This is a genomic window from Arthrobacter dokdonellae, from assembly GCF_003268655.1.
GTDB classification, from domain to species: Bacteria; Actinomycetota; Actinomycetes; order Actinomycetales; family Micrococcaceae; genus Specibacter; species Specibacter dokdonellae.
The window spans coordinates 3,471,773-3,492,836 of the sequence record NZ_CP029642.1 but is presented as its reverse complement, the minus strand read 5'-3'; the positions used below and the strand labels follow the sequence as shown (position 1 = coordinate 3,492,836).

Sequence of the window (21,064 nt, the reverse complement as noted above, 5' to 3'; positions counted from 1 at the left end):
ATTACCGGCGGATACTAGGATGCTCATCAAGCGACATCGTCAGTGCCACCACCAGGCCGGGAGGCTCCCCGTGGAACCAGGTCAAGTCCGTCCGGCCCCGCCGGGGCTGCAGGCGGGGCCGACGGCGGCCGCCGTCGTCGGATTCCTGGTGCTGGTGGAGCTGACCAGCGGCGTCCTGCAAGGCTATTACACGCCGCTGCTGACGGACATTGCCCGTTTTCTGGGCATCCACGACGCCGACGTCAACTGGTTTGAGGCCGCGCAGCTGATGGTCAGCGCCCTGGTGGTCCCGGTGCTCGCCAAGCTGGGCGACATGGTCGGCCACCGCCGGGTGCTGCTGGCTTCCACCGCGGTGACGGCCGCCGCCTCCTGGGGCGTGGCGTTCGCGCCGAACTTTTGGCTGTTCCTCGCGGCCTGGGCGCTGCAGGGCGTCTATGTGGTGTGGCTGCCGCTGGAAATCGCCCTGATCTACAGCCGCTCGCACGCCCGGCCGGACGGCGCCGCCCTGACGCGCAAGGCTGCCGGGATCCTCGTGGCGGGGCTGGAATTTGGCGTCATCGCCGGTGCCCTGGCCGGCGGCTTCATCGGCGCAGCGCTGCCGGGCCGGCTGTGGCTGACGCTCATGGTGCCGGCCATCGCCGTGACGCTCTGCTTCTTCGTCATCCTCCTGGGGGTGCCCGAATCCGCCAACCGCACGGGCGGGCGGATCGACACCCTGGGGCTGGTCCTGCTCTCGCTGGCCCTGCTGCTCATCACCGCCGGGCTGACCTTCATGCGCATCAACGGCCCGGGCACCTGGTGGGCGTGGGCCGCCGTCGTCCTCGGAATTGCCGCCCTGGTGCCCTACACGCGGCACGAACTCGGCCACCACGACCCCATGGTGGACATCCGCCTTCTGCGGCAGGCCAGCATGTGGCCCGTCCAGCTGACGGCGTTCCTGTTCGGCGTCTCCGTGCTCGGGGCGCAGGCCCCGCTGTCCACGTTTGCGCGGACCGATCCCGCCACGGTGGGCTACGGCCTCGGTGCCAGTTCCGGGCTGGTCTCGATCCTGATCGGCGTGTACGTCCTGGGGCTGCTGGTGGGAGCGCTGCTGTATCCGGTGGTCACGAGATGGACCACCCCGCGCCTCACGCTGATGGCCGCAGCGCTGCTCGTGGCGGTGGGCTACCTGCTGTTCCTGCCCTTCCACGGCTCCATGGCCGAGGTGCTCGTCAACATGGTCATTGCGGGGATTGGCAGCGGCGCCCTGGTGGCAGCACTGCCGTCGGCAGCGGCCGCAGCGGCGCCGCTGACCCAGACCGGCATGGCAACGGGCCTGACCAACGCAACGAAGACCGTCGGCGGCGCCTTCGCCTCCTGCATTTTCGGGATCGCACTGGCCGGCTCGGCGCTGGGATCCCTGACGGCCGGCACGGGCGGCGCGGCGGCTCCCCTGGCCGGCTACATGGCGGTGTGGGCCATCTGTGGCGTCACGGCCCTCGTGGCCGCCGTGTCGCTGTGGTTCGTCCCCAAGCTGGCCTTCGGCGCCGCCCTCCCCGCCTGACTGCCGCCAGCCCACGCGTCCAATCGAGTGCGCAGTTGTTGGACCGGCCCGTCGATAACGCAGAAATTGGACCAAATTCAGCCTTTTGGGGCGTTTTCGGTCGAAGTGCTGTGTTATTGATCGCCGCTCGGTCGCCAGCCGCGATCATAAAGGGCGTTGCGGATCTTGCTAACGGCTTCCTCGGCGTCATTGGCCATGTGGCTCTTCATGATGCGCACCTCTTTCCAGCCGCCTCTCGCAAAATCCTCCTCCCGGGTGACATCCTTGACCACTTGGGCGGGATCGGCATGCGTTGCGCCGTCGTATTCGACGGCGACCTTGTAGTCCGGATAGGACTGGTCGGGTGTTCGCTCCAACCCGGGGGCCAGCTGGACAGCAACATTGAATCGCGGTTCAGGAAGACCTGCACGCACGACGGCCAGGCGGAGGCGTGTCTCCGGAGGGGAATCGCAACCGACCCTCGCCAGCCGGAGTGCCTGGCGGGCTTTTACAAGTCCACGCATTCCGTGGTGGCTGTCAAGAAGCGCGGTTAGAGCCGGGACGGTGGCGTACGGGGTGTCGCGGCCCTCGTACTGCGGCCGCGGAATCCGCAACAGGTGGTCTGCTGCGATGACAAGTTCGTCCAAGGACATGGCGTGGGCACAATCCAGCCACGTTCGGCTTCGGGTGGTGATCCAAAGGCCATTGAGGCTTGTCACCTCATCACTGAATAGGCGGGTGCGGTGTCCACTGACGCCCTCGCGGCGCATGGAAGCGTGTGGGAACTGACGGGATATGTGGATCGTGGGAGCCGTTGCACCGGGGAGAAAGCCCGGGAATTGCCAAATCGTGAATGCGGTCGCATGGGATGCCGCGGCATAGCCGGTGACCTGCGTGTAGGGGCGCGTCAGCAGTGCGAGCGGCACATCGGCGCAATTCTTTAGCGACTTGATGCCGCGGCTGAGTGTCACTACGTCACGGTGGCAAAGCTGGCCGTAACTGCTGCCGGCCGCTCGTGCCTCATCGAGGGTGAAGGGTGCGGTTCGGAAGAATTCGGGAAGACGGTCAAGCGCTGCCATGCCCCCAGCATGGCAACTTTTGGGATGCCGGGTTTAAGTTATCCACACCCAGCTCATGGCCCGGAATCCATAACGCAGTCGTTGCACCGAAAAGCGACTTTGCGGCGGTTTTTCGTCCAACTACTGCGATATCGAACGGATCAATCGATGTGCTGCGATATCGATTGCTGACAGCGCGGGGCAGGTCAGTCGGCAGCGCGGCGGCCGCGGACCTTGGGGATGGCGCCCGTGGTCCAGTCCTGGAACTCAGGCCCCGCCGGTGAACCGGCGCCGCCCGATGCCGGCCGGTGCACCACCTTGAGCGCCTTCATGAGCTCGCGCCGTTCCTTGCGGCCCTCCACCAGCCGGTACAGCACGGGCACCAGGACCAGCGTCAGCAGGGTGGAGGAGACCAGCCCGCCCACCACCACGATGGCCAGCGGCTGCGAGATGAACCCGCCGCCGCCCGTCACGCCCAGCGCCATCGGCGTCAGGGCGAAAATGGTAGCCAGCGCCGTCATCAGGATCGGGCGAAGGCGCTGCCGGGCGCCGTGTTCAATGGCGTCCGCCACGTTCATGGCGGGCCGGTCGCCGGAGGGGCGCCGGTACTGGTTGATCAGGTCAATGAGCACAATGGCGTTCGTGACCACGATGCCCACCAGCATCAACATGCCAATCAGCGACGCCAGCCCCAGCGGCACGCGCGTGATGAGCAGCAGCGCGATGGCGCCCGTCGCCGCAAACGGGATGGAGACCAGCAGGATCAGCGGCTGGATGAGCGACTTGAACGTGGCCACCATGATCACGTACACAATGGCGATGGCCGCCAGCATGGCCAGGCCCAGCTGCCGGAACGAATCCGACTGCTGCGTTGCCGCCCCGCCGATCGTGGCAACGGCGCCGGGCGGGAGCTTCACGGAATCGATCTTCTTTTGCACCTCGGCGCTCAGCGAGCCCAGCGAGTTGGCATCCGGCGTGACGGACACGGTGGCCGTCCGCTGCCCGTTGGAGGAGGTGATGGTCAAGGGCGTGTCCACCTGCTTCACCGTGGCGAAGGCGCTCAGCGGCACGGGCCCGGCCGGGGTGGGAACCTGGGCCGCGGCGAGGGCGGCGACCGAGTCGAACGTCCGCCCGACACCCACCTGGACCTTGTAGTCGGTGGTGTCGATGCGCACGGTCCCGCCCGGCAGGGGGCTGACGGTGGCCGCGAGCAGGCCGGTGACCTGCGATTCGTCGAGCCCCGCCGCGACGGCCTTGGCCCGGTCCACACTGACCTGCACCACGGGCTGCGCCCCGGAGAGGTTGCTCGCCACCGACTGCGCCCCGGGCAGGCCGGTCAGGGCCTTCACCAGGGCGTCGGACGCATCCTGAAGCGCGACGCCGGTGCCCGCCTTCACCGTGACGTCCACGGAGTTTGAGGTGCCAAAGCCGCCGCCGGATGACCCCAGGGCAATGGTTCCGGCGTTCTTGACCTGGACCACCGCGTCGCGGACGGTGTCCTGCAGCGCCACCTGGTCTGCGTTGGGATCGGTGATGACCTGGAACGTGGCGCTGGACGCGCCGGAGGACAGCAGCGCGGAGAAGCCGCCGGAGCTGTTTCCCACGGTGACCTGCACGTCTTGGATCCCGTCAATGCGGGCCAGCACGGCCTCCACCTTTTTTGCTGCCGCATCCGTGGCGTCCAGGCTGGTGCCCGCGGGCATCTTCTGGGTGACGGTCAGGCTGTTTTGTCCGGTGTCGCCCAGCAGGTTGGTGGGCAGCAGCGGCGTCATGGCCAGCGTGGCGCCAAGGATGATGACGCCCGCCACCAGCGTGTACACGGGGTGCTTTTGCGTCTTGGCCAGGACGGGCAGATAACCGCGCTGCAACCAGGAGCCGCGCTCTTTCTCTTCCACGGCGCGCAGGAGCGCCTTGCCGCTCAAGGCCGTGCCGGCGTCGTCCGCGGCGCCTGACGGAGTGCCGGCAAGGGCGGGGGACTTCAGGAACCAATACGCGAGCACCGGCACAATGGTCAGTGACACCAGCAGCGAGGCCAGCAGCGCAAAGGTCACGGTGAGGGCGAACGGCCGGAACAGCTCCCCGGCCAGGCTGCCCACGAAGGCGATCGGCAGGAACACGGCCACCGTGGTCAGCGTGGACGCGGTCACGGCCCCGGCCACCTCGCGGATGGCGGAGAGGATGGCGGCCTTTTTGTCCTCGCCGTAGCTCATGTGCCGCTTGATGTTTTCAATGACGACAATGGAGTCGTCCACCACCCGCCCGATGGCGATGGTCAGCGCGCCCAACGTCAGGATGTTCAGCGAATACCCCGTGGCCCACAGCCCGATGAAAGTCACCAGCAGGGACAGCGGGATGGAGATGGCCGTGACCAGGGTGGAGCGGACCGAAAGCAGGAAGACCAGGATCACGACGACGGCGAAGCCAAGTCCTAGCAGGCCCTCCTGCGTGAGGTCGTGGATGGACTTTTCAATGAACGGGGCCTGGTCCAGGACGGTGGTGAACCGGGTGTTGTGGCCCAGGGAGGCCTGGATCTGCGGCAGCGCGGCGCTGATCGCGTGGGACAGCGTCACCGTGTCCGCGGCGGGTGTCTTGGTGATGGAGAGCGCCAACGTGGGTTTGCCGTCGGTGCGCGTGATGGACGTGGTGGGATCGTCCGCCAGGGCAACGCTGGCGACCGAGCCGATGGTCGGCGCGGGATGGTCCTTGCTGCCGGACAGCGGCAGGCCCTTGATCGCGTCAAGCGAGTCAACTGGGCTGCCGGCCTGGATGGGCAGCGTCAGCCCGTTGTCGCTGAGCGAGCCCACGGGCACCAGCGAGCCGTTGTTCTTGAGCGCATTTGTGATGGCGCCGGCATTGACGCCGGCGGCAGCCATCTTCGCCGCGTCCGGCAAAATGGCGATGTGCTGGGAGTTGGCGCCCGTGACGTCGGCGCTGCGGACGCCGTCGATCTTCAGCAGCGCCGGCACCGCGGTCCCCTGCAGGCTGGTGTGCAGCGCGGACAGGCCCTGGTCAGAAGAAACAGCCAGGAAGACGATGGGGAAATCGGCGATGCTGCCGGCAATGGGCTGCGGCTGGACACCGTCGGGCAGGCTCGGGGCGACGTTGGAAATGGCCCGGTCAATCTGGTTCCGGGCGCGGTCAAGGTTGGTGCCGTAGGCGAAGGACAGGTTGATCGTGGAGACGCCGCTGCGCGAGGTGGACGTGCTCGTCTCAAGGCCTTCGACGCCGTTGAGCGCGGCTTCCAGCGGGGCGCCGACCTGTTTGTCCACCACCTCCGGCGAGGCGCCGGGCATGGAGGAGACCACCGTGATCTGCGGGAACTCGATGGAGGGGATCAGCTCCTGCTTGAGCGAGCCGAGCGTGATGACGCCGAACACCACCCCGAAGATGGTGATCAACGCGATCAACGCCCGGTTGCCCAGGGACATCCGTGCCAAACGAAACATCAATACACTCCCACTGCGTCACGCCGGTTCCGTCTGGCCCTGCTGGTCGTGCCCGTCCTGCCCGTCCTGCCCGAGGGGAACCCTAGGCCGGATCGGTCTGCAACTGCAGCGACGCCGCCGTCGAGGCCAGGCTCTTGTCAAACAGTTCCGGGTTCTCGTTGAGCTTGGTGCCGTAGGTGGGCATCATGCCGCGCAGCGAATCCTGCCATTCCAGCTTGAACTTGCGCGGGAAGCAGCGCTGGAGCAGCTGCAGCATGATCGGCACGGCCGTGGACGCGCCGGGGGAGGCGCCGAGCAGGGCGGAGATGGTGCCGTCGGCCGAGGTGATGACCTCGGTGCCGAACTGCAGGATGCCGCCCTTTTTGGCGTCCTTCTTAATGATCTGGACCCGCTGCCCGGCCGTGATCAGTTCCCAGTCCTTGCCGTCGGCGCCGGGGAAGTACTCGTGGAGCGCCTCCACCTTGCCCGCGTGGGACTTGGTGACCTCGCTGACCAGGTACTTCACCAGGTCGAGGTTGTCCTTGCCGACCGCGAGCATCGGGATGATATTTCCGGGCCGGATGGAGCCGGGCAGGTCAAGGTAGCTGCCGGTCTTCAGGTACTTCGTGGAGAAGCCGCCGTACGGGCCGAAGAGGAGGGACCGCTTGCCGCCCACGTAGCGGGTGTCCAGGTGCGGGACGGACATGGGGGGTGCGCCCACGGATGCCTGGCCGTAGACCTTGGCGCTGTGCCGGGACGCGATTTTTTCATCCGTGCAGCGGAAGAACTGGCCGGAAACGGGGAAGCCGCCAAAACCGTTGCCCTCGGGAATGCCCGACTTTTGGAGCAGGTGCAGGGCGCCGCCGCCGCTGCCAATGAAGACGAACTTCGCCTTGATCCGCCCGTGTTCGCCGGAGGACCGGTACTTGGTCGAAACGTCCCACCGGCCGTCGGCGGTGCGTTCGACGTCGGTGACGGAGGTGTTGTAGTTGACCTCGACGCCGTGGCTGTCCATGTACCCGATGAGCTCGCGGGTCAGGGCGCCAAAGTCGACGTCGGTGCCCTCGGCGGCGCGCGTGGCGGTCACCTTTTCCTGGGGGTCGCGTCCCTTCATGACCAGGGGCGCCCACTTGGCAATCTGGGCGGGGTCCTCGGAGTACTCCATGGAGGCGAACAGCGGGTTGCTGCTCAGCGCGGCGTGCCGGGCCTTGAGGAACTTGCGGTGCGCTTCGCCAATCACAAAGCTCATGTGCGGGACGGTGTTGATGAAACCCTTGGGGGAGCCGACCAGGCCGTTGTCCACCATGTGTGCCCAGAACTGGCGGGAGAGCTGGAACTGTTCGTTGATGTTCAGCGCCTTTGCCGGATCAACGGTGCCGTCCTTGGCCTGTGGCGAATAGTTGAGTTCGCAGAGCGCGGAGTGGCCGGTGCCGGCGTTGTTCCACGGGCTGGAGGATTCAAGGCCCGGCTGCCCCAGCTGTTCAAACAGCACAATGTTCCAGGTCGGTTCGAGTTGCTTGAGCATTGCACCCAAAGTGGCGCTCATGATGCCGCCTCCGATGAGAACGACGTCAGCGTCTTTGGTGGTCGAGATGAAGGTCACAGTCAACTCCGAATAGAGGCTCTTCCTAGCTGTAGAAGCGTATCGCGGCAGGTGCTTGTAGCGTAAATCAGGGGAGCTGGGTCACACGCCCGCGGGGCACCCGGGACGACGGCGCGGCGGGTCACCCGGGCCGGGCACCCGGCGTCGTCCGTCACCGCGTGGCACGCACGTCCCCGCGCCGCCTAGTTTCCGGCGGCCAGCGTGACGTGGTTGAAGACCTCGTTGAGGACCGGGCTGAGCGGGTAGCTGGCCACTTTGTCGGAGAGGGCGATCGCGGAGATGGGGAACGCGATGGGCACCGCCGGGACACTGGTGGCGATCAGCTTGTTGATGGCGTCGTAGGCGGCGGTCCGCGCGGGGCCGTTGGGGATGCTGCGCGCCCGCGTGATCTTGGAGACGAGCTGGGGGTCCTGCAGGCCAAGTTCGCCGTTGGGGGCGCCGAAGAGCGGGCCCACGAAGTTGTCCGGGTCGGCGTAGCCGCCGTTCCAGCCCATGAGGCTCAGTGCGTGGTCGCCGGGGCTCGTGACGGCCTGGACGTAGCCGTCGTTCCAGGCGATCGGCACGGGCTTGATGTTGAAGCCGACGGCCGTCAGCTCGCGTGCAATCTCGGCATACACCTTCTCGGGCGTGGGCAGGTAGGTGCGGGTCACGTTGGTGGGGTAGTAGAACTTGATTTCCTGGCCCTTGTAGCCGGAGGACTTCAGCAGCTCCTTGGCCTTGACGGGGTCGTAGGCGATGCCGGGCACGGCGTTGTTGAAGCCGCTGAGCTTGGGCGGAATGAACTGCGCCGTGGTGGCCGTGCCGGCGATGAAGAAGTCGTTGACGAGCGTGGTCTTGTCGATGCCGGCGGCGATGGCCTCGCGGACCTTCGCGTCCTTCATGACGGGGACGGCCTGGTTGATTCCGACGTACACGACGGAGAACGGGTCGCGCTGGAGCACCTGCCTGCCTGCCTTGACCAGCTTGTCAAAGTTGGACGGCGTCACCGGGTCAAAGCCGTCCAAGGTGCCGTCCGCCAGGGCGGCCAGCCGCGTTTCGGGCTCGTCGTAGGTGGTGAAGATGAGCGTGTGGATCTGGCCCTTTGGTCCCCAATACTTCGGGTACGCGGTCATGGTCACCGTTCCGGGGGCGGACGAGGTGAACATGAACGGGCCCGTGCCCACCGGATGGAGCGCGTATTTGGAGACCTTGTTGCCGTGGAACGTCTGGTTGAGGGTGTTGGCGGTTCCCTTTTCCAGCGCGGCGGGGGAGGAGATGGCAAAGGCCGGCAGGGTCAGGGCCTGCAGGAAGCCGGTCAGCCGCATCTTCAGGTGCAGGGTCACCTCCAGCGGTCCGTCCACGGTGCAGCCGCCGTAGAGCGAATCCTTGGGATGGTCCGAAAATTCGCCGAACACCTGCTTGAACATGGTCCCGGCGCCGTCCCCGCGCGTGGCCTTGGGCAGCTTGTACCAGCGCTCGAAGTTGGTGCACACGGCCTGCGCGTCAAAGGCCGTGCCGTCCTGGAACGTGACGCCGCGGCGCAGCTTGAACTGGTACGCCAGCCCGTCGCCGAGCTCCTTCCAGGACGTCGCCAGGCTCGGGGCCGGCGCGCCGGTGACGGGATCGATCGTGACAAGCCCCTCCAGGACCTGCCGCGTCACCCGGTACGACTCCGTGTCCGCCACCAGCGCCGGATCAAGGCCCGCCGGGTCCGCTCCGGTGCCAAAGTTAAAGGTGACCGGCGCGGCCTGCCGGGTGGCCGGCGTCGTGCTTGACGGGTCGGGTCCCGGCGCCCCGGTGCAGGCGGTGGCCCCCAGAAGGACGACGGCGGCCATCGCGGCCGCGCGCAGCCGCGCCTTGCGCCGTGGGCGGGCCAGTGTGGGCACGGGGGTTTCTCCTTACGGCTGCGGATTCCATCAGCCATTCATCCTAACGGCTGTTGCTTGGCGCCGGCCGTCCGCGGTCCGGCACCGCCGCTGCGGTGAACTGTGCCGGTCACTGCGGAGGTCGGATGCCGGGTAGTATGGTGGACGTCTTTTGTTGTTGCCGGCGCGAGTGGTGGAATTGGTAGACACGCAGGTTTTAGGTACCTGTGCCTTCGGGCGTAGGGGTTCAAGTCCCCTCTTGCGCACATATTGCTGATCCGGTGGTCGGGCAGCCCGGTGGTCGGGCCGCGAGTTCTTCGAGCGCGTCGAGACCCAGGGGATCGGGACAGGCTACTGGTCGATCTTCAAATCCCGGCGCAGCTTGGCCACATGCCCGGTGGCGCGGACGTTGTACTGGGCCACGGCCACCTTTCCGTCGCGGTCCACCACGATCGTGGAGCGGATCAGGCCTTGATAGGTCTTGCCGTAGTTCTTCTTTTCGCCCCAGGCTGCGTAGGCGTCGGCGACGGCGTGGTCCTCGTCGGACAGCAGCGGGAACGTCAGCTCTTCCTGGGCAGCGAACTTGGCAAGCTTCGCCACGGGGTCGGGGGAGATGCCCACCACCTGGTAGCCGGCCGACGTCAGCGAGGCCAGGCTGTCCCGAAAGTCGCAGGCTTGCTTGGTGCAGCCGGGCGTCGACGCTGCCGGGTAAAAGTAGACCACCACGTCGTGGCCCGCGAAGTCCTCCAATGCCGTGGTTCCGCCGTCGGCATTGGGCAGGCTGAAGGGCGGGGCGGTGTCGCCGGGGACGAGGCGTTCGGACATGGAGTCTCCTTCTTGGGTGGTGCTGTGCGTCTGATGGCGCTGTTGACGGGTGTCGCTGTAGGAGGGCGACGCCGGGCAGTCGGCGGCTGGGCGTTCACATCAGCCTAGGCCAGTTGCTGGGGGCCGCTAAATTGACGATTCGTCGGGATGGGTGGCGGCGGCACCGGTGGCGCGCTCCCGGCGGCAGGGGTGGCCATCCCACCCAGTCATGTGGCGGAAAGCAAAACGGCCTCCGGTCCGCCTAAGCGGACCGGAGGCCGTTCTTCAACTGTGCACCCCTCGGGACTTGAACCCGAAACCCATTGATTAAGAGTCAATTGCTCTGCCAATTGAGCTAGAGGTGCATCTTTGCGCTGCAGTGGATCACTTCGGCTTGTGTCCGTTGTGTTCCCCGCAACGACATGAAACACTACATGGTTTTTGGGCGCGTGTGAAATCTGAAATGTGGTTTGCGGTGCAGATCACACGTCGGCAGTCCGACGGGCCTGTCCTGTCGCGGTTTTTCGGTGCCGGAGGGGTGAAGCATGGGGCCCGCACGCCGCCCTCGGCACGCCTGCAGCGATTCCCCCTCGAGACGATAAATCCCGCCATGTGACCGGAACCAGAAATACGCTGGCCGGGCCGGACGAGCCGTCATAGACTGCGCACATGAGCGTGGAGACCAATTCAGCAGATGACGTTGTCCGGACCGCAGACGGCAAGCCGGACATCAAGCCCCGCAGCCGCGTTGTCACCGACGGGATCCACGCCTCCCCGGCGCGCGGCATGTTCCGCGCCGTGGGCATGGGCGACGACGACTTCCGCAAGCCGCAGATCGGCATCGCCAGTTCCTGGAATGAAATCACGCCCTGCAACCTGTCCCTGAACCGGCTGGCCCAGGGAGCCAAGGAAGGCGTGTTCGCCGCGGACGGCTTCCCCATGCAGTTTGGCACCATCTCCGTTTCCGACGGCATCTCCATGGGCCATGAAGGCATGCACTTTTCCCTAGTCTCCCGCGAAGTCATCGCCGATTCCGTGGAAACCGTCATGATGGCCGAGCGCCTGGACGGTTCCGTGCTGCTGGCCGGCTGCGACAAGTCCCTGCCCGGCATGCTCATGGCCGCTGCCCGCCTGAACCTGGCCAGCGTCTTCCTGTATGCCGGCTCCATCATGCCCGGCTTCGCGAAGTTGGAAGACGGCACGGAGAAGGAAGTCACCCTGATCGACGCCTTCGAGGCCGTGGGGGCCTGTGCCGCCGGGAAGATGAGCATGAAGGACCTGGACAGCATTGAGCGCGCCATCTGTCCCGGGGAGGGCGCCTGCGGCGGCATGTACACGGCCAACACCATGGCGTGCATCGGCGAGGCCCTCGGCATGTCACTGCCCGGCTCAGCCGCCCCGCCCAGCGCCGACCGCCGTCGCGACATGTACGCCCGCAAGTCAGGCGCGGCCGTGGTCCACCTGCTCGAAAAAGGCATCCGCGCCCGCGACATCATGACCAAGAAGGCCTTTGAAAACGCCATCGCCGTCACCATGGCGTTCGGCGGCTCCACGAACGCCGTCCTCCATCTCCTGGCCATTGCCCGCGAGGCACACGTGGACCTGACGCTCAAGGACTTCAACCGCATTGGCGACAGGATCCCTCACCTGGGCGACCTGAAGCCCTTCGGCCGCTACGTGATGTTCGACGTCGACAAGATCGGCGGCGTGCCCGTCATCATGAAGGCCCTGCTCGACGCCGGACTCATCCACGGCGACTGCCTCACCGTCACCGGCCGGACGGTTGCGGAGAACCTCGCCGAGATCAACCCCCCGGACCCCGACGGCAAGGTGCTGCGCGCATTGGACAACCCGATTCACAAGACCGGCGGCATCACCATCCTGCACGGCTCGCTGGCGCCGGAGGGCGCCGTCGTCAAGAGCGCAGGCTTCGACCTGGACGTCTTTGAAGGCACAGCCCGCGTGTTTGAGCGCGAGCAGGGCGCGCTCGACGCCCTGGACAAGGGGCAGATCCACGCCGGCGACGTCGTCGTCATCCGCTACGAAGGCCCCAAGGGCGGCCCCGGCATGCGCGAAATGCTCGCCATCACCGGCGCCATCAAGGGCGCCGGGCTCGGCAGGGACGTGCTGCTGCTGACGGACGGCCGCTTTTCCGGCGGCACCACCGGCCTGTGCATCGGCCACGTGGCCCCGGAAGCGGTCGACGGCGGGCCCATCGCCTTTGTGCGCGACGGCGACAGGATCCGCGTGGACATCGCCGCCCGGTCCTTCGATCTCCTGGTGGACGCCGCCGAGCTGGAGGCCCGCAAGGCCGGATGGGAGCCGCTGCCGGCGAAGTTCACCTCCGGCGTGCTGGCCAAGTATGCGAAATTGGTCAACAGCGCCTCGACGGGAGCCTTCTGCGGATAGGCAATAGCGTTCCAACCCGCAGTTGATGGGGTAGCTGGGCTCGAGGAGACCGAAACACACCGAGGGGGAATGGTTTGCGGGCGAAATCTGCAAGGGTGAGACGCCATATGAGATGGGCCGTGCCGCTCGTCGCAGCACCCGCGATTTACGTTGTCGCCACGCTCGGAATCTGGTGGATCCATCAGGGTTTGGAGAACCAAAGCCTGCGGCCATGGTGGTCCCTGCTGGCGATCGTGCTTCTGCTGCTCGCCCTCGTTGGTCCCTTGGCTGCACTGGTTTATGCCGCCGTCGGTGGGTTCAGGGCCTTTCGTCACTGGCGGCGTGCCCAGGGTCATTCCACAAAGATGGACGCCGGCGTTGCGCAACGGGAGAGCAGCTCGGCCAGGGCATGGGAACAAGCTCGCAGCCTGCAATCAAGCCTTTTGCGGCGCGAAGTCCCGGGGACCATCCACATTTGGGATGTCGTGCCCAACGCCAACGAGGTTTTCTTCATGGATGTTCCCGCGGACTATGCGCGCCATTACGGCATGGATGTGACCTACTCGCAAAGCTCGGGCTTCTATTTTGGCAGGCCCGCCTTCGTGTTGGCGGGCTTGGGCATCAACGCCATATCAAATGCTGCCCGGCGAAACGCTGCTGCTAACCAGGCCGCCGCCCAATGGCGCGAGCGTCAGCCATGCCGCTTGGTGGTGAGCAATCAGCGGCTCCTGTGCCAGGTGGGCGGCCGGTGGCTGAGCTTTTACTTCTCAGCGGTCTCGGCTGTCTATCCAGAAATTGAGGACTGGTCGCTCATCACCCAGTACGACTCAGCCCATCCCTTGCTGTTGAGCGGTGTGCACGTACCGGCTGCGGCACTGTTTACGGTGTTGGCCACCCACGGTTCCGAATCGGTTGGCGCGCACCCGAGCCTGCAGAAGTTGCGCAGCTCAAATGTTGTGGGACGGGCCTGAGGGGGCCCCGGAGCCGCCGACCGCCCGGTCCGAGCGCTGTACCGGGCCGCCCGGGCGGACCATGCCCACAGTGTGGACTCCGCATCCACATAATGAGATGGGCGTCCATGGCGTTTGACACCTCCGGCGGCGAAAGGAAAGACTACAGACATGCACATAAAGCTCGTAGTCGTCATTAGCTAGCGCGTGACGCAAAGTGGCCACACCACCGGCCATGACCCTCTGACAAACCAGTGAAGAGAACGTCGCAACACGTGCAAACCCCTCTATGAGAGCCTCGCGGCCGAGGGGTTTTTTTGTTACCACCGTAAGGCGGGCCGTTACACCGAATGGCCCGCCGCACACTGCGCACCCATGGAAGTATCAAAAGCAAGAGTTCCGCAAAGGAAGAACCGATGAGTAAAGGAAAGCCCGCCAGCCCTGCGCTGATGGCCGCCAAGTCCCATGGGCACGGCGGCACCGCAGTCAGCAGCCCCGGTGCAGTCAGCCCCGCAGGCCCGGCCACCGCCGTCGTAGGCCCCAACCGCATTGTGGCGCCTGTACAAATGACCGGCTCCGAGGCACTTGTCCGTTCACTGGAAGAGCTGGGCGTCAAGGACGTCTTCGGGCTTCCCGGCGGGGCGATCCTGCCCACCTACGATCCCCTCATGGCCTCCTCCCTCAACCACGTGCTGGTCCGCCACGAGCAGGGTGCCGGGCATGCCGCGCAGGGCTATGCCATGGTCACGGGTGAGGTCGGCGTGTGCATCGCGACCTCCGGACCCGGCGCCACCAACCTGGTCACGCCCATCATGGACGCCCACATGGACTCCGTGCCGATGGTTGCCATCACCGGCCAGGTCTCCAGCGCGGTCATCGGCACCGACGCGTTCCAGGAAGCGGACATCGTGGGTATCACGATGCCCGTGACCAAGCACTCCTACCTCGTCACCGACCCCCAGGACGTCCCCCGCGTCATGGCGGAGGCCTTCCACCTCGCCTCCACCGGCCGCCCCGGTCCCGTGCTGGTTGACGTGTCCAAGGACGCCCAGCAGGGCCAGATGACGTTCTCCTGGCCGCCGGTCATCGACCTCCCCGGCTACCGGCCCGTGTTCCGCGGCCACTCCAAGCAGCTGCGCGAAGCCGCCAAGCTGATCCGCGAGGCCAGGAAGCCGGTCCTGTACGTGGGCGGCGGCGTCATCAAGGCCCACGCCTCCAAGGAGCTCATGGAGCTGGCCGAACTGACGGGCGCGCCCGTCGTCACCACGCTAATGGCCCGCGGCGCGTTCCCGGATTCACACCGGCTGCATGTGGGCATGCCCGGCATGCACGGCACCGTCTCCGCCGTCACGGCCCTGCAGCAGTCGGACCTGCTGATCACCCTGGGAGCGCGCTTCGACGACCGCGTCACCGGCGTGCTCGGCAGCTTCGCCCCGCACGCCAAGGTCATCCACGCGGACATCGACCCGGCGGAAATATCCAAGAACCGCACGGCGGATGTCCCGATCGTGGGCTCCGTCAAGGAGATCATCCCGGACCTGACGGCCGCCGTGAAGGTGGAGTTCGAGGCCCACGGGGCGCCGGACCTCGGCGACTGGTGGGCGTTCCTGGGGAACCTGCGCGACACCTACCCGCTGGGCTGGACCGAGCCGGAGGACGGGCTCATGTCCCCTCAGCGGGTCATCTCCCGCATCGGCGCCCTGACCGGCCCGGAGGGCGTGTACGTGGCGGGCGTGGGGCAGCACCAGATGTGGGCCGCGCAGTTCATCAAGTATGAGCGTCCCCATTCCTGGCTGAACTCCGGCGGCGCCGGCACCATGGGGTACTCGGTGCCCGCGGCCATGGGCGCCAAGGTGGGCGAGCCGGACCGCGTGGTCTGGGCCATCGACGGCGACGGCTGCTTCCAGATGACCAACCAGGAACTGGCCACCTGTCGGATCAACAACATCCCGATCAAGGTCGCGATCATCAACAACTCCTCGCTCGGCATGGTGCGCCAGTGGCAGACGCTGTTCTACAACAGCCGCTATTCCAACACCGACCTGAATACGGGCCACGACACCATGCGGATCCCGGACTTCGTCAAGCTCGCCGACGCCTACGGGTGCGTGGGCCTGCGCTGCGACCGCGTCGAGGACCTTGACGCGACCATCGAAAAGGCGCTTTCCATCAACGACCGCCCCGTAGTCATCGACTTCGTGGTCAGCCCCGACTCCATGGTGTGGCCGATGGTCCCCTCCGGCGTCAGCAACGACCAGATCCAAGTGGCACGGAACCTGACCCCCGTGTGGGAAGAAGAGGACTAGAGATGACACGCCATACCCTTTCCGTCCTGGTCGAGGACAAGCCCGGCGTCCTGACTCGCGTGGCCAGCATGTTTGCCCGCCGCGCCTTCAACATCAACTCCCTGGCGGTGGGCCCCACCGAGGTCTCCGGCGTGTCCCGCATGACCGTGGTGGTCGACGCCGGCGGGGAGCTGATTGAACAAGTCACCAAACAGCTGAATAAACTGGTCAACGTCATCAAGATTGTTGAACTGGTTTCAGAGAACTCCGTGCAGCGGGACCACATCCTGGTCAAGGTACGCGCGGATGCCGCCACGAGGCTGCAGGTCACCCAAGCCGCAGACCTCTTCCGCGCCTCGGTCGTCGACGTGTCCACCGACTCGCTGACCATCGAGGCCACCGGCCACCCGGACAAGCTCACAGCACTGCTCAATGTGCTCGAGCCCTTCGGCATCCGCGAGATCGTGCAGTCGGGCACCCTGGCCATCGGGCGGGGATCCCGCTCCATGAGCGACCGGGCCCTCCGCGCTTCTTAGCGCAGCGCTTCCCAAGGCAGCGGCCGGCGTGCGCGCCGGCGGCAAAAACCGTAACGAAAACACAGCAACACCCCTCAAATATTCAAGGAGCAACACAGTGACCGACATGTTCTACGACGACGACGCAGACCTCTCCATCATCCAGGGTCGCAAGGTTGCCGTCATCGGCTACGGCAGCCAGGGCCACGCACACGCACTGAGCCTGCGCGATTCCGGCGTCGACGTCCGCGTCGGCCTCAAGGAAGGCTCCAAGTCCCGCGCCAAGGCCGAGGCCGAGGGCCTGCGCGTCCTCAGCGTCGCCGACGCCGTCAAGGAAGCCGACCTGATCATGGTCCTCACCCCCGACCAGGTCCAGCGCTTCGTGTACGCGGAAGACATCGCCCCGAACCTGAACGCCGGCGACGCCCTCTTCTTCGGCCACGGCTTCAACATCCGCTACGGCTACATCCAGCCGCCGGCCGACGTCGACGTCGCCCTCGTCGCCCCCAAGGGCCCGGGCCACATCGTGCGGCGCGAGTTCGAAGCCGGCCGCGGCGTGCCGGACCTGATCGCCGTCGAACAGAACCCCTCCGGCAAGGCCCGTGAACTGGCGCTGTCCTACGCCAAGGGCATCGGCGGAACCCGCGCCGGCGTCATCGAGACCACCTTCACCGAGGAGACCGAAACCGACCTGTTCGGCGAGCAGGCAGTGCTGTGCGGCGGCGCCTCCCAGCTGGTGCAATACGGCTTCGAGACCCTGACCGAGGCCGGATACAAGCCAGAGGTCGCCTACTTCGAGGTGCTGCACGAGCTCAAGCTGATCGTCGACCTCATGGTTGAAGGCGGCATCGCCAAGCAGCGCTGGAGCGTCTCCGACACCGCCGAATACGGCGACTATGTCTCCGGCCCGCGCGTCATCACCCCCGACGTGAAGGAGAACATGAAGGCCGTCCTCGCCGACATCCAGGACGGCACCTTCGCCAAGCGCTTCATCGACGACCAGGACGCCGGCGGCCCCGAGTTCGCCGCGCTGCGCAAGAAGGGCGAGGACCACCCGATCGAGGCCACCGGGCGCGAACTGCGCAAGCTGTTCTCCTGGATCAAGTCCGACGACGACTACACCGAAGGCTCCGTCGCCCGGTAGCGTTCCGACGCATGTGACGTGCGTCGCTTGCGTCGCCGCCACCGCTGATTGTTACGGCAAGGAAGCCGGGCTCCCATAAACTGGAGTCCGGCTTTTTTGTCGTCCAAACAACAGCCGAACCCTTCACCAAAATCCCCACAAGAACATCCCCGAGAGCTAAAGAGGTCATAGGTGAGCGCCACCAAGCCAGTCGTACTCCTCGCAGAGGAACTTTCACCCGCCACGGTCGAGGCGCTGGGCCCGGACTTTGAGATCCGCCAGACGGACGGGTCCGACCGCTCCGCGCTGCTCTCCGCCATCGTGGACGTGGACGCGATCCTGGTCCGCTCCGCCACTCAGGTCGATGCCGAGGCCATCGCCGCGGCGAAGAACCTGAAGGTCATCGCCCGTGCCGGCGTGGGGCTGGACAACGTGGACATCAAGGCGGCCACGCAGGCCGGCGTCATGGTGGTGAACGCGCCGACGTCGAACATCGTCTCCGCCGCCGAACTGACCATCGGCCACATCCTCTCCCTGGCCCGCCACATCCCTGCCGCCAGCACCGCGCTGAAGAACGGCGAGTGGAAGCGCTCGAAGTACACCGGCACGGAACTGCTGGAAAAGAAGCTCGGCATCATCGGCCTGGGACGGATCGGCGCCCTCATCACCGAGCGCGCCAAGGCCTTCGGCATGGAAGTCATCGCCTACGACCCCTACGTCACCTCGGCCCGCGCCGCCAGCCTGGGCGTGCAGCTGCTGACGCTGGATGAGCTGCTGGAACAGTCGGACTTCGTCACCATCCACATGCCCCGCACGCCCGAGACCCTGGGCATGATCGGCACCGCGGCATTCAAGAAGATGAAAAAAACCGCCTACGTCATCAACGTTGCCCGCGGCGGCCTGGTGGACGAGGCTGCGCTGAACATTGCCCTGCGCGACGGCGACATCGCCGGCGCCGGCATCGACGTGTTCGTCAAGGAGCCCGCCTCCGACGTCGACTTCCTGGGACTGGACAACGTCATCGTCACCCCGCACCTGGGCGCCTCCACCGACGAAGCCCAGGAAAAGGCCGGTGTCTCGGTGGCCAAGTCGGTCCGCCTGGCCCTGGCCGGCGAGCTGGTCCCGGACGCGGTCAATGTCGCCGGCGGCGTCATCGCCGCCGACGTCCGTCCCGGCATCCCGCTGATTGAGAAGCTGGGCCGGATCTTCACCGCCCTGACGCACGCCTCGGTGACGCAGATCGACGTCGAGGTGGCGGGCGAGATCGCCGCGCTGGACGTCAAGGCATTGGAGCTGTCCGCGCTCAAGGGCGTGTTCAAGGACGTCGTCTCCGAGCAGGTCTCCTACGTCAACGCGCCCGTCCTGGCCGAGCAGCGCGGCATCAACACCCGCCTGATCACCACGCTGGAGTCGGCCGACTACCGCAACGTCCTCACCATCCGCGGCGCGCTCTCCGACGACTCCCAGATCTCCGTGTCCGGCACGCTGACAGGCCCGAAGCAGATCCAGAAGATCGTCGGCGTCAACGGCTACGAGCTGGAAATCCCGATGAGCGACCACCTCCTGGTCATCTCCTACGCGGACCGTCCCGGCGTGGTCGGCACCCTGGGGCGACTGCTGGGCGAGAACGGCGTGAACATCGCCGGCATGCAGGTGGCCCGCCACAGCGAGGGCGGCCAGGCGCTGGCGCTCATCACGGTCGACAGCTCCGTCCCGCAGGGCGTGCTGGAAGCCATCAGGACCGAGATCGGCGCCACCGTGACCCGCGAGGTCGACCTGGAGGACTGAGCGGGAACCCGCACTCCCCTCCCAACTGGCCCGCAGTAGATGTCGAAAAATCGCCAAATCCGCCCGATTTCCGACATCTACTGCGGGCCAGTTGTGGTTGGGAGTGCCCGTGTGTGGATGACGGGCGTGACGAAGCGGTGATTTGGGGCGGTTCACGGTAAATTCGTAGGGTGACATCTACCGAGCCGGCCAAGACGCCCTACTATCTGACCACCGCCATCACGTACCCGAACGGCGTTCCGCACATCGGGCACGCCTACGAGTACATCGCCGCCGACGCCATGGCACGCTTCAAGCGCCTGGACGGGTTCGACGTGATGTTCCTGACGGGCACGGATGAGCATGGAATGAAGATTGCGCAGGCGGCCGAGAAGGAAGGCATCGCGCCCAAGGAGCTGGTGGACCGCAACGCCGCCGTGTACCAGGCTGCCCACGCCGCGCTCGGCATCAGCTACGACCGTTTCATCCGGACCACCGACGCGGACCACTACGCGGCGTCGCAGGCCATCTGGAAGAAGATGGAGGACGCCGGGGACATCTACCTGGGCAAGTACGAGGGCTGGTACTCCGTCCGCGACGAAGCCTACTACGGCGAGGACGAGACCGAACTGCGCGAGGACGGCAAGCGCTACTCCAAGGTCACCGACACCGAACTGACGTGGACCGAGGAGGAAAGCTACTTCTTCCGCCTCTCCAACTACCAGGACCGGCTGCTGGCCCTGTATGCGGACCAGCCGGAATTCGGCGCCCCGCGGACGCGCTTCAACGAGGTCGTCAGCTTCGTCAAGGGCGGCCTGGAGGACCTCTCCGTCAGCCGCACCACCTTCGACTGGGGCGTCCCTGTCCCGGGCAATGACAAGCACGTCATGTACGTGTGGGTCGACGCGCTCACCAACTACCTCACCGGCGTGGGCTACCCGGACGTTTCCTCGGAGGCTTTCCAGAAGTTCTGGCCGGCGGACGTGCACATCATCGGCAAGGACATCTCCCGATTCCACGCCGTGTACTGGCCGGCGTTCCTCATGTCCGCCGGAATCGAACTGCCCAAGCGCGTCATGATCCACGGCTTCCTGCACAACAACGGCGTGAAGATGTCCAAGTCCCTCGGCAACGTGGTGGCTCCGGCGGACTGGGTGGCGCAGTACGGCCTGGACCAGGTCCGCTTCTTCCTGCTCCGCGAGGTGCCGTTCGGCGCGGACGGTTCCTACAACCACGACGCCGTGGCGGGCCGCATGAACCACGACCTCGCCAACAACCTCGGCAACCTGGCACAACGCTCCCTGTCCATGGTGGCGAAGAACTGCTCCGGTGTGGTCCCGGTTCCGGGCGCGTTCACGGCTGCCGACTCGTCGATTCTGGCGGACGCCGGCGCCCTGCTGGAACACGCCCGCTCTGCCTACCAGGTCCAGGACTTCCACGGATCGCTGGAGAAGATCTGGCACGTCCTGGGCGACACCAACGCCTATTTTGCCGACCAGGCCCCGTGGGTGCTGCGCAAGACGGACGTGGCGCGCATGGAAACCGTGCTGTACGTGACCCTCGAGGTGCTGCGGATCGTCTCCATCCTGATCCAGCCGGTCATGCCGGACGCCGCCGCGAAATTGCTCAATGTGCTGGGCCAGGGCGCGTCCCCGGACGACGCCGTCCGCCGGTTCGCCGCCATCGCCTCACCCCTGGTGGCCGGCACGGTCCTGCCCGCCCCGTCTCCGATCTTCCCGAAATATGAGGAGCCCGCGGAGGCGTAGCCGCCGGCCGGGGC

Annotated in this window: 13 protein-coding genes and 2 tRNA genes; 9 read left to right on the top strand and 6 right to left on the bottom strand. The window is 66.3% G+C overall.

Annotated elements, in window-relative coordinates:
• The first annotated feature begins 70 nt into the window (after positions 1–70).
• Complete coding sequence (locus DMB86_RS15535) at positions 71–1,543, top strand: MFS transporter (RefSeq protein ID WP_227878423.1); 1,473 nt, start codon at positions 71–73, stop codon at positions 1,541–1,543.
• 113 nt (positions 1,544–1,656) lie between these two features.
• Here DMB86_RS15535 and DMB86_RS15530 read toward each other — a convergent pair whose 3' ends face one another.
• From DMB86_RS15530 to DMB86_RS15515, 4 genes are all read right to left on the bottom strand, one after another.
• Positions 1,657–2,601 carry an endonuclease domain-containing protein gene (locus DMB86_RS15530; protein WP_113718593.1) on the bottom strand — a complete coding sequence of 315 codons (945 nt, stop codon included), beginning with the start codon at positions 2,599–2,601 and terminating at the stop codon, positions 1,657–1,659.
• Between the two features lie 185 nt (positions 2,602–2,786).
• Entirely contained in the window at positions 2,787–6,026 is a 3,240-nt protein-coding gene (locus DMB86_RS15525; RefSeq protein WP_113718592.1) for an efflux RND transporter permease subunit, read from the bottom strand.
• Between the two features lie 82 nt (positions 6,027–6,108).
• The gene (locus DMB86_RS15520) at positions 6,109–7,608 is read right to left on the bottom strand and encodes a malate:quinone oxidoreductase (RefSeq protein ID WP_113718591.1); all 1,500 of its coding nucleotides are present in this window, start codon (positions 7,606–7,608) and stop codon (positions 6,109–6,111) included.
• Positions 7,609–7,790: 182 nt separating this feature from the next.
• Entirely contained in the window at positions 7,791–9,422 is a 1,632-nt protein-coding gene (locus DMB86_RS15515; protein WP_113719617.1) for an ABC transporter substrate-binding protein, read from the bottom strand.
• Positions 9,423–9,636: 214 nt separating this feature from the next.
• Here DMB86_RS15515 and DMB86_RS15510 point away from each other — a divergent pair.
• Positions 9,637–9,718, top strand: a tRNA-Leu gene (locus tag DMB86_RS15510).
• An 85-nt stretch (positions 9,719–9,803) separates the two neighbouring features.
• Here DMB86_RS15510 and bcp read toward each other — a convergent pair.
• Positions 9,804–10,277 (bottom strand): thioredoxin-dependent thiol peroxidase, encoded by a 474-nt coding sequence (gene bcp / locus DMB86_RS15505; RefSeq protein WP_113718590.1) that lies wholly within the window; start codon positions 10,275–10,277, stop codon positions 9,804–9,806.
• 271 nt (positions 10,278–10,548) lie between these two features.
• A tRNA-Lys gene (locus DMB86_RS15500) sits at positions 10,549–10,621 on the bottom strand.
• 304 nt (positions 10,622–10,925) lie between these two features.
• Between DMB86_RS15500 and ilvD the strand changes: the two genes are divergently transcribed.
• The 7 genes from ilvD (at position 10,926) to metG (ending at position 21,050) form a co-directional block, all read left to right on the top strand.
• Positions 10,926–12,665: a dihydroxy-acid dehydratase gene (gene ilvD, locus DMB86_RS15495; RefSeq protein ID WP_113718589.1), complete on the top strand. Its 1,740-nt coding sequence runs from the start codon at positions 10,926–10,928 to the stop codon at positions 12,663–12,665.
• A 119-nt stretch (positions 12,666–12,784) separates the two neighbouring features.
• A complete protein-coding gene (locus DMB86_RS15490; protein WP_129545562.1) occupies positions 12,785–13,615 on the top strand; it encodes a hypothetical protein in 831 nt (276 codons plus the stop codon).
• Positions 13,616–14,010: 395 nt separating this feature from the next.
• Positions 14,011–15,900, top strand: a complete 1,890-nt coding sequence (locus tag DMB86_RS15485; RefSeq protein ID WP_113718587.1) for an acetolactate synthase large subunit — start codon at positions 14,011–14,013, stop codon at positions 15,898–15,900.
• Between the two features lie 2 nt (positions 15,901–15,902).
• Positions 15,903–16,415, top strand: a complete 513-nt coding sequence (gene ilvN / locus DMB86_RS15480; protein WP_113718586.1) for an acetolactate synthase small subunit — start codon at positions 15,903–15,905, stop codon at positions 16,413–16,415.
• A 97-nt stretch (positions 16,416–16,512) separates the two neighbouring features.
• Positions 16,513–17,538, top strand: coding sequence for a ketol-acid reductoisomerase (gene ilvC, locus DMB86_RS15475; RefSeq protein ID WP_113718585.1), 1,026 nt, complete (start codon positions 16,513–16,515; stop codon positions 17,536–17,538).
• A gap of 171 nt (positions 17,539–17,709) precedes the next feature.
• Positions 17,710–19,305 carry a phosphoglycerate dehydrogenase gene (serA, locus tag DMB86_RS15470; RefSeq protein ID WP_113718584.1) on the top strand — a complete coding sequence of 532 codons (1,596 nt, stop codon included), beginning with the start codon at positions 17,710–17,712 and terminating at the stop codon, positions 19,303–19,305.
• 170 nt (positions 19,306–19,475) lie between these two features.
• Positions 19,476–21,050 (top strand): methionine--tRNA ligase, encoded by a 1,575-nt coding sequence (gene metG / locus DMB86_RS15465; protein ID WP_113718583.1) that lies wholly within the window; start codon positions 19,476–19,478, stop codon positions 21,048–21,050.
• Positions 21,051–21,064 lie beyond the last annotated feature (14 nt).

What these genes read in the sequence shown, in the direction of transcription:
- DMB86_RS15530 (WP_113718593.1), bottom strand. Translation starts at nt 2,601, where the DNA reads ATGGCAGCGCTTGACCGTCTTCCCGAATTCTTCCGAACCGCACCCTTC.
- DMB86_RS15525 (WP_113718592.1), bottom strand. Translation starts at nt 6,026, where the DNA reads ATGTTTCGTTTGGCACGGATGTCCCTGGGCAACCGGGCGTTGATCGCG.
- DMB86_RS15515 (WP_113719617.1), bottom strand. Translation starts at nt 9,422, where the DNA reads ATGGCCGCCGTCGTCCTTCTGGGGGCCACCGCCTGCACCGGGGCGCCG.
- bcp (WP_113718590.1), bottom strand. Translation starts at nt 10,277, where the DNA reads ATGTCCGAACGCCTCGTCCCCGGCGACACCGCCCCGCCCTTCAGCCTG.
- ilvD (WP_113718589.1), top strand. Translation starts at nt 10,926, where the DNA reads ATGAGCGTGGAGACCAATTCAGCAGATGACGTTGTCCGGACCGCAGAC.
- DMB86_RS15485 (WP_113718587.1), top strand. Translation starts at nt 14,011, where the DNA reads ATGAGTAAAGGAAAGCCCGCCAGCCCTGCGCTGATGGCCGCCAAGTCC.
- ilvN (WP_113718586.1), top strand. Translation starts at nt 15,903, where the DNA reads ATGACACGCCATACCCTTTCCGTCCTGGTCGAGGACAAGCCCGGCGTC.